This window comes from Parasutterella muris (assembly GCF_009767915.1).
Taxonomy (GTDB): domain Bacteria; phylum Pseudomonadota; class Gammaproteobacteria; order Burkholderiales; family Burkholderiaceae_F; genus Parasutterella; species Parasutterella muris.
In genome coordinates, this window is record NZ_WSRP01000065.1 from 1 (window position 1) to 4,977 (window position 4,977).

Sequence of the window (4,977 nt, forward strand, 5' to 3'; positions counted from 1 at the left end):
ATGATGAAGTAGATTTCCTGATTGTTATTTTCTTCGGTGATGAAGAAATTTTCTTTACCGCGAAGGGACTGAACGCCATAGTATGCTTCAGCCGGGACTTCCAAGTCGCCGATGAAGTCATGTTCAATACGAGCCATTATTACTCCTCTATTTTAATAGCCGGCCAAGCCGGCCGCCCTACTCTCATTTTTGTCAGTCGGGAGACTGTGGTCATACAAAAATGAGAGTTATGTAAATATTTTTGAACAAATGGATTTAAATAAAGTGTTTAAATTGATTTGTTTCGCAACGTAACATAGCACAAATTGAACAAAACAGCGATAAAAAAAGACATTTTTAGAAAAATATTAGGGTAAGTACCTAATGAAATTACCTGAAATAACTATATTAAGCTTAGGATAAAGCGTGTGCAGTTCAAGGATTTAAGCCCTTTCCCCTTGCATTCGTGCCAAGAAAAAGAAATTCATGCAGGATTTCGCGAAAGTGCTCAATCTAAGATTAAAGAGTGAATTGAAAGACAAAATCAATCTGAATTTACAATCACTCGCAAATTTTCGCTTGACAAAAAAAGGTTCGTTACCTTTCGATAACGAACCTTTATGAAACTAATTCAGTGTTTGGAATTAGTCGAGCTTGAGTTCACGAAGAGGAATAACACGTTTCAGTGTGGGTTCTTCCTTGCCCATGATGCCCTGCTCAGCCATCTTACGACGCATGAAAGCGATCTGAGTCTTCAGAGGAAGATCCTTCGGGCAGAAGTCGTGGCAGGCCAGCAAAGACATGCAGCCGAACACGCCGGATTCTGTACCGAGGATTTCGTAGTAATCAGCATCGTTGCGGTGATCGCGCGGGTCCAGACGGAAACGAGAGATCTTGTTGATTGCAACAGCGCCGACGAAGTCAGGACGCATACGGAAGTTACCGCAGGAAGCGACGCAGCAGCCGCATTCTACGCAGCGGTCAAGCAGGTAGATGTCTTCAGCCAGGTGCGGATCCATCGGAGTTTCAATCTTGGAAAGATTGACTTCTTCGTCGTTAAGGTGACACCAAGACTGGATGCGTTCGCTCATGCCGCGCATCCACTTACCGGTATTGACAGAAAGGTCACCGATGAGTTCGAAGCCCGGGAGCGGAGCCAGTGTGAAGTGCTCAGGAAGGTCGCGAGTCAGGCAGCGGCAGGCCAGAGTCGGTTTGCCGTTGACAAGCATCGCGCAGGAGCCGCAAATACCGGCGCGGCAGACGAAGTCAAACTGCAGAGAAGGATCCTGTGTGTCTCTCAGTTCATTCAGGAGAATGTAGAGAGTCATAGAATCTGTTTCAGATACAGAGTATGTCTGCAGGTGCGGAACGCTTTCCGGATCTGCGGGGTTGTAACGGAGAATGCTCACCTGAAGCATGCGGTGGTTCTTTGTCTGAGGAGCCGCCTGTTCCTTTTTGTCTTCAGCTGCAGCCATCTGTTGTACGTTTTCAGCCATTTAAATTCAACTCCAAAGGTTATGACAGGGGTTCGTCGATACGTTCGTTCTTACCGCGCAGGTCTTCCGGAAGAAGCTGGAGGTAAGGCATCAGTGCATTCTGGATAGCGAAGCGGTCAGCGCCTTCAGCTTCCATCTTGGCACGGATTTCATCAACCTGTTTCTGACGAATCGGTGTCTCGGGGTTGTCAATGTAGTTCTTAGCACCGTAACCGCGCCATCCCGGAGGCAGCTCCATCTTGGAGATGTCAAGATCCTGGTATGTGATGGTCGGCAGTGTGTCGTTTTCGTTCTTCCAAGTAGAAAGAGTACGTTTGCACCATTCGGCGTCGTTACGAACCGGGTAGTCAATACGGAAGTGAGCACCGCGGGATTCTGTACGCAGAGAAGCACCGAGAGCCATGCCGAGGGCGACACGAAGCATCTTCTGTGTTCTGTAGGCGTAAACGAGTTCGGGGTTAGCACCCGGCTGGTTCTTAACAGCAACGTTGAAGCTCTTTTTGTAAAGGTCTTCAAGTTCTTCGACAGCCTGAGAAAGCATATCGCCGTTACGGAAAATACCGACCTTAGTGGTCATGATTTCCTGCATACGTGTACGAATTTCGGCCATGTTTTCTGTGCCGGAATTCTTAGCGAAGGCGTCGAGCTTGGACTGTTCGCGTTTGATGAAGTCGTAAACAACGCGTGTCGGGATATCAATAGCGTTTTCAGGTTTATCGCAGAAGTCAGCGATACATTCGCCAATGATCATACCGGCGACGACGGTTTCAGCAACGGAGTTGCCGCCCAGGCGGTTAAAGCCGTGCATATCCCAGCAAGCAGCTTCACCGGCAGCGAAGAGGCCCTTGAGGGTTTCAGATTCGCCTGTGGGTTTGGTACGAACGCCGCCCATGGTGTAGTGCTGAGCCGGACGGACAGGAATCCAGTCTTTAGTCGGATCAATACCAAGGAAGTAATGGCAGATTTCGTAAACTTCGCGGAGGTTGTGCTTGATGTGGTTTTCGCCGAGCAGCGTGATGTCGAGCCAGAGGTGTTCACCGAAGCGGCTCTTAACGCCCTTGCCCTGAGCGATACGTTCTTCCATACGGCGGGAAACAACGTCACGGGAAGCAAGTTCTTTCTTTTCAGGTTCGACGTCCGGCATGAAGCGGTGGCCGTCAACGTCACGGAGCAGACCGCCGTCACCGCGGCAGCCTTCTGTTACCAGAATACCGGCAGGGAAAATACCTGTCGGGTGGAACTGAACGGCTTCCAGGTTGCCGCACATGGCAACACCGGTTTCCAGAGCGATCGCATGACCTGTACCTTCGCAGATCTGAGCGTTTGTGGAAACGCGGAAGAGCTTGCCGGCACCGCCGGTAGCAATGGCTGTCGCACGAGCGACATAGCCGATGAGTTCGCCGGTGATCAGGTCACGGACAACAGCACCGTAGCAGCGGGAGCCGTCGTGGATAAGCGCGATGGCTTCAACACGTTCATGAACCGGAATACCGTAAGCAATGACACGGTCGCTGACCGCGTTCAGCATAGCGTGGCCGGTACCGTCGGAAACGAAGCATGTTCTCCATTTCTTTGTACCACCGAAGTCACGCTGACCGATAAGGCCTGCGGCTTCTTTACGTTCGGTAATCGTAACTTTTTCGCCGTTAATAATGACCTGACGGTCTCCCGGAGTGATACGGCTCCAGGGCACGCCCCAAGCAGCCAGTTCACGGACTGCTTTAGGTGCGGTGTTAACGAACATACGAACCACTTCCTGGTCTGCGCCCCAGTCGGAACCGCGGACCGTGTCTCCAAAGTGCACGTCCTCGTTATCGCCGACACCCTTAATTACGTTCGCGAGAGAGGCCTGCATACCGCCCTGAGCAGCTTTAGAGTGAGAACGTTTCGGGGGAACTAGCGAAAGGATGATGGAATCATGACCGCGACGCTTGGCACCGACAGCCATACGCAGACCTGCAAGACCTGCGCCAATGACCAGCACATCCGTATAAATAACTTTCATTTAGTAGATCTCCTTGATCCAAATTAACCGAAAAGACGGGTGCACTTTCCGGCAGCATGGGGTAAACACGCAACAGCTTAAAGTACAAACACCACTCGGCCCACCCTCTTGCGAGTAAGGGTTGACCATGAAAAGAATTTCTACATAAAACTGTTTGAGCAGAAATTTAGTCCAACTTTGAAAAAATCTCAACGTCTTTATTAGTTTTGTTCGCGTTTTCTATAGTTTTGCCGTAATAAAAACTTAGGATTACAGAGGCGTTTTGGACCTTTTATCTTCTTTAACTAAATAATTAATTACTCAAAGATTCTTATAGTTAAGACAATTTTAAGTAATTCAAACTGAGGACAGCAATTGGGATTCAATCTGATTTGTAAGTTTTCTGCTCTTTTTCTGATTTTTCATAAGTACTTTCCCTTAATTCTCTCTTAGTAATGATTTTGTATGTTTCTTACAACATCTTAAGAATTCAAGGGCTCCTGAAGACGTGAGTTTTGATTTTTTACCGCCCGTTTGAATTTTCGAGTCGATGATTTTTTTTTTAATTTGGCTGAGTAAATATTTAGTTAACGAACCAAAAACATTTATTCGTTCATTTTGAGCAGATTATTCGGGAAACTACTAAACCATTTAGAAAAATACTTAAGGGTTTTTCTTTAATTTGACTCAAACTGAGTTCTGACGGGGCTTTTCGGGGTTGTCTCGATAGAAATTTAAGCGGAAGATTCAATTCAACAAATTCAACGAACCAATTTTTAAACGAAGGTAATTCAAATGTCTAAATTCGAAAACGGCCTTTTAAGCTCCGCAGCAGTAAATGTAGAAAAAGACATTAATGCGGCAGTACAAACCGTTGTAGAGGAAACAGAGGCGTTCTCTTTATCGATTCGCCGTTCCGCCGGCCTGGTATCGATTAAAGAAGACGGCATGGTCTGTGAGATCAGCGCTTCTCTGAGTCATACATTTGGATCTGCAGAGCGTTTTGACCTTATCTCCGCTGCGGTTGATCGTCACGTCTACCCTTTTAAGCTCTCTCAGCTTTTATCGAGCGGTAAAGCCGAACTTCGTCTGCGCGACAAGAGCGGCGAAATTTTCTGGGCCAGACTGAGCAGAGCCATTGAAGAAGACAGATATCTCTTTGAAGATATCGACATCGAAAAGAATTTCGAACTGGATTGTGAGGACCTTCTTGAAGAACAGGAACGCTCCTTTCCCTGGTCAGAATCCGATCGAACCATCCAGTAATCGTTCGTTCTAATAAAAAACGGCCGCCCGGTTTGGGCGGCTTAATTTTTTGTTTTTATTCGCAAACAAATGAAGAAAGCCTGCGACGTAATTTAGATGAACTACCTTGCACTCACGTGCGAGGTTTCATGGGAGCATGCTCCCATTTCTAGCAATTGGCGAATACCCACACATGCATGCAGGTTTCGTACAATTGCGGGCGTGTCCACAAAGACGCCCCCATCGAGTTCGAGCAGCTTTTTGAGCCACTCA

The 4,977-nt window shown here is 47.6% G+C and carries 3 protein-coding genes; 1 reads left to right on the forward strand and 2 read right to left on the reverse strand.

The window, feature by feature from the left end; genetic code table 11:
• Positions 1 to 623: 623 nt before the first annotated feature.
• The gene (locus E5987_RS12280) at positions 624 to 1,475 is read right to left on the reverse strand and encodes a fumarate reductase iron-sulfur subunit (protein WP_370267217.1); all 852 of its coding nucleotides are present in this window, start codon (positions 1,473 to 1,475) and stop codon (positions 624 to 626) included.
• A 19-nt stretch (positions 1,476 to 1,494) separates the two neighbouring features.
• Positions 1,495 to 3,480: a fumarate reductase flavoprotein subunit gene (locus E5987_RS12285; protein ID WP_160336362.1), complete on the reverse strand. Its 1,986-nt coding sequence runs from the start codon at positions 3,478 to 3,480 to the stop codon at positions 1,495 to 1,497.
• A 774-nt stretch (positions 3,481 to 4,254) separates the two neighbouring features.
• Here E5987_RS12285 and E5987_RS12290 point away from each other — a divergent pair.
• Positions 4,255 to 4,725 carry a hypothetical protein gene (locus E5987_RS12290; RefSeq protein ID WP_160336363.1) on the forward strand — a complete coding sequence of 157 codons (471 nt, stop codon included), beginning with the start codon at positions 4,255 to 4,257 and terminating at the stop codon, positions 4,723 to 4,725.
• Positions 4,726 to 4,977 lie beyond the last annotated feature (252 nt).

Bases quoted from the DNA above. Each gene is read 5' to 3' on its own strand.
- E5987_RS12280 (WP_370267217.1), bottom strand. From the start codon at position 1,475: ATGGCTGAAAACGTACAACAGATGGCTGCAGCTGAAGACAAAAAGGAA.
- E5987_RS12285 (WP_160336362.1), bottom strand. From the start codon at position 3,480: ATGAAAGTTATTTATACGGATGTGCTGGTCATTGGCGCAGGTCTTGCA.
- E5987_RS12290 (WP_160336363.1), top strand. From the start codon at position 4,255: ATGTCTAAATTCGAAAACGGCCTTTTAAGCTCCGCAGCAGTAAATGTA.